The 3648-nt window shown below is 65.8% G+C and carries 4 protein-coding genes and 1 pseudogene; 2 read left to right on the top strand and 3 right to left on the bottom strand.

Annotated elements, in window-relative coordinates:
* The coding region (locus DBR22_RS14425; RefSeq protein WP_146187509.1) for an NAD(P)-binding domain-containing protein at window positions 1–445 on the bottom strand (445 nt) is incomplete at its 3' end.
* Between the two features lie 99 nt (window positions 446–544).
* Between DBR22_RS14425 and DBR22_RS14420 the strand changes: the two genes are divergently transcribed.
* Entirely contained in the window at window positions 545–1222 is a 678-nt protein-coding gene (locus DBR22_RS14420) for a TetR/AcrR family transcriptional regulator (protein WP_108599587.1), read from the top strand.
* A gap of 20 nt (window positions 1223–1242) precedes the next feature.
* Here DBR22_RS14420 and DBR22_RS14415 read toward each other — a convergent pair whose 3' ends face one another.
* Window positions 1243–1827: a carboxymuconolactone decarboxylase family protein gene (locus DBR22_RS14415; RefSeq protein WP_108599586.1), complete on the bottom strand. Its 585-nt coding sequence runs from the start codon at window positions 1825–1827 to the stop codon at window positions 1243–1245.
* Between the two features lie 178 nt (window positions 1828–2005).
* On the opposite strand from DBR22_RS14415, the gene DBR22_RS14410 reads away from it, so the two are divergent.
* Window positions 2006–3496, top strand: coding sequence for an APC family permease (locus tag DBR22_RS14410; RefSeq protein WP_108599585.1), 1491 nt, complete (start codon window positions 2006–2008; stop codon window positions 3494–3496).
* A 30-nt stretch (window positions 3497–3526) separates the two neighbouring features.
* On the opposite strand, the pseudogene DBR22_RS24560 reads toward DBR22_RS14410, so the two are convergent.
* A pseudogene (locus DBR22_RS24560) lies at window positions 3527–3648 on the bottom strand (phosphatase PAP2 family protein); the annotation flags it as partial.

Genomic DNA, 3648 nt, shown 5'->3' with positions numbered 1-3648 from the left:
GTATTTCTCCGTCCAGTTCCAGTGCCACGTCAGGAACGTAGCGCGCCGTGGTGGCACCGGGACTGGCCACGACGGCGCGGGCGAGGAGGGGGCCGGCGTCGGTCTGGATCTCGAACAAGTCCCCGGCCTTGCGCACCGTCAGGACCTGAACGCCTGTCCGCACCGGAAGACCGAAGTGCTGCGCGTAGCTTTCCAGATAATCTGCGAACTCGTCCTTGCCGGGGAAGCTGCCGCCGGGGGAGGGGAACTTCAGCCCGGGGAGACTGCTGTACCGGGCCGGGGTGAAAAGCCGCAGGGACTCCCAGCGCTCCCGCCACCCGTCGCCCACCCGCGGATGGCTCTCCAGGATGGTGAAATCTACACCGGCCCGCTTCAGGAAATACCCGGCGGCGAGCCCGGACTGCCCTGCACCGACCACCACAACGTCCACTAGTTGAGCATCCATCGATGGCTCCTTAGCCGGGCCCCGGGGCGCTTCCTCTGTGGATGCCCTGCGGATTTCATTAGAATAGCATTCCAGTCAGTGGAGGACTAGTCTGTTTTCATGACTGGTTCGCGGGCTGTGTCGGCCGATCCTTCCGGGGCGCCCAGGACCGCCCATGGGCCCACCGGCCGGCCCACCCGCCGGGCTGTCCAGGCGGCGGAGACCCGGGCACTGATCGTGGGCGTGGCAGGCGGGCTCTTCGCCAAGCAGGGGTACGTGCCCACCACCATCGAGGCCATCGCGGCCGAAAGCGGAGTGGCGCTCCAGACCGTCTACAACTCGGTGGGGAACAAGGCGGCGCTGCTGTCCGCGGTGCTGGACGCGGCGGCGTCCGGCCCCCACTCGCCGTCGAACGTCCTGGAACTGATGCGGCAGCGGACCGCCGAAGCGCCCGATTTCGATGCGGTGATCGCCGTCCTCGCCGACTGGTTTGTTGAAGTCCACCGGCGCACCGGGCCCGTGGTGGGCGTCATCGCCCAGGCCGCCGCCGTCGACCCCGCGGTGGACAAGTTGCAGACCGCCCGGGCGCTGCAGCGCCTCGAGCGGTACGGGGAGGCGGCGGCCGCACTGCGGTCCCGCGGCGGGCTGAAGTCCGGAATGTCCGACGCCGATGCTGCCGCCGCCATCTGGTCGCTGGGTCACCCGCAGACGTACCGGGCACTGGTGGGGGAGGCCGGCTGGTCCGTGCAGGCCTACCGGGAATGGCTGGTGCGCTCGCTGGGTGCCGCGCTGGCGTAGGGCGCCGGCCTGGGGGCGGCCTACAGTGTGCGGCGGGAAGCCAGCGGGGAAAGCAATGCCTCCTGCAGCTTTGGGCTCAGGACTCGCGGCACGTCGACGTCCACGGCCAGGGCCAGGACCGCCCGGCTCAGGTAGTTGCGCGCCGCCGCGGCCACGGTGATGTCCACAATCTCGCGATCCGTGAAGCCGTGCTCGCGGAGCGTTAGGGTGTCGGCGTCGGTCATGGCTGTTGCGTCCCTGCTGAGTTTTTCGGCGTACTCCATCATGGCCACTTCAGCGCCCGTCAGTCCTGCGTTGCGGTAATCCCTGGCCACGGCGGCGACCTCATCTTCCGTGAACACCGCCAGCGCTTTGGCCCCGTGGGCGAGCAGGCAATGCGTCGAGCCAATACCCTGCGCGGCGGCAAGAGTTACGAGCTCGTAGCGGCGCAGGTCCATCGGGGCCCTGATGGCGCCGAGCAGGGCGTCGAAGGCCTGGGATACTTCGGGATTAATGGCCATGGCCTTCGTCTGCGGGGTGACATAGCCGAGTGAGCCGAGGTCGTCGTCGTAAAGTTCCGCAGTCAGCCCCGTGGCTTCCGGTTCCGGCGTTGTCTTCAGGATCATGGTTACCCCCGGACATCCTTGGCTGGGTTGTGATCTGACAATTGTGGTCCTTCGCCTGAAGCCGCTGCAAGGGAAACGGGCGGTGGGTTGTCCACATAGCGGGGCACAACTTGTTGCCAAAGTGACGCGCAGGGATCACCCTGAAGGAGTCGCATCGTTTCGACTGTGGAGGTCAGGCATGAGCACCGCTTCAGATCAAGTGTTCGACGTTACTCCTGAAGGTGACAAACACGAGCTGAAGCGGGTCATGGGACCCAAGCTCCTGCTCCTGTTCATCGTGGGTGACATCCTGGGTGCCGGCGTCTACGCGGTCACTGGGACCATGGCCGGCACGGTGGGCGGCATCGTCTGGCTGCCGTTCCTGCTTGCTTTCGTCGTTGCCACGCTCACCGCCTTTTCCTACCTTGAGCTCGTCACCCAGTACCCGCAGGCGGCGGGCGCTGCGCTCTATACGCACAAGGCCTTCGGCATCCACTTCGTCACGTTCCTGGTGGCCTTTGCCGTGGTCTGCTCCGGCATCACCAGCGCCTCCACCTCGGCGAACGTCCTGGCTCAGAATTTCTTCGGTGGCCTGAACATCAACGGGTGGATGGCCATCCCGGACCAGCCCGTGATCACCGCCGTGGCCATGGGATTCATGCTGCTGCTCGCCGTGATCAACCTGCGGGGCGTGGGCGAGAGCGTGAAGTTCAACGTGATCCTGACCATCGTGGAAATGACCGCCCTGTGCATCGTGATCGGCGTGGGTTTCTACGTCATGGCGCAGGGGACCGGGAACCCGGCGGAAATCTTCGTCTTCAACGACTACCAGGACAAAGGCCTGTTCCTGGCCGTCACCGCAGCAACCTCCATCGCCTTCTTTGCCATGGTGGGCTTCGAAGACTCGGTGAACATGGTGGAGGAGACCCAGAACCCTGAAAAGATCTTCCCGCGGACCATGCTGACCGGCCTGGGCATCGCAGTGATCCTCTACATGCTGGTTGCTGTCTCCGTGGTCAGCGTCCTCTCGCCCACCGAGCTGGAGAACATCCGTGAAGCAGAAGGCGCGGCCCTCCTTGAAGTGGTGCACAAGGGCTCACCGGACTTCCCCATCGACAGGATCTTCCCGTTCCTCGCCGTCTTCGCCGTCGCCAACACCGCCCTGATCAACATGCTGATGGCCAGCCGCCTGATCTACGGCATGGCCCGCCAGAACGTCCTGCCCCGGCCGCTCGGGAAGGTGCTCCCCACCCGGCGCACCCCGTGGGCCGGCATCCTGTTCTCCACCGTCCTGGCGCTGGGCCTGATCTGGTACGTCACCAGCGATCCCAAGAGCAACGTGGTGGCCAACCTGTCCGGCACCACGGCGTTCCTGCTGCTGCTCGTGTTCACCGTTGTGAACATCACCTGCGTTGTCCTCCGCCGCAAGCGGGACCCCAACCGGAAGGTCTTCTTCACGTCGCCCGGGCAGTTGCCGCTCGTCGCCGCCCTGCTGTGCGCGTTCCTCGCCGGACCGTGGGTGGGCCGCAACATCATCCAGTACCAGATCGCCGGCGGACTGATGGCGATCGGCGTGGTGCTGTGGTTCGTCACCTACCTGATCAACAAACGGACCAACACACCGGAAGGCGAACCCGTGGGAATCCAGAACGTGGGCAAGGACGATCGGCTCCCGCCGCCTCCCCACTGACGCTGAGGCCGGCAGGGCACGCCGGTGACGTCAGCGCCTTGCCGGGTCCCGGCGTCGGGCGGCGTAGGCAAACAGTGACGTGGTGGCGACTGTCGCCAGGTATCCGGCGATCACAATGAGTGAGATCCCGGCCCAGAAGTAGTTGGTGGTGC

Source organism: Arthrobacter sp. HMWF013 (assembly GCF_003061105.1).
Classification (GTDB): domain Bacteria; phylum Actinomycetota; class Actinomycetes; order Actinomycetales; family Micrococcaceae; genus Arthrobacter.
This window is presented reverse-complemented; position numbering and strand designations above follow the sequence as displayed.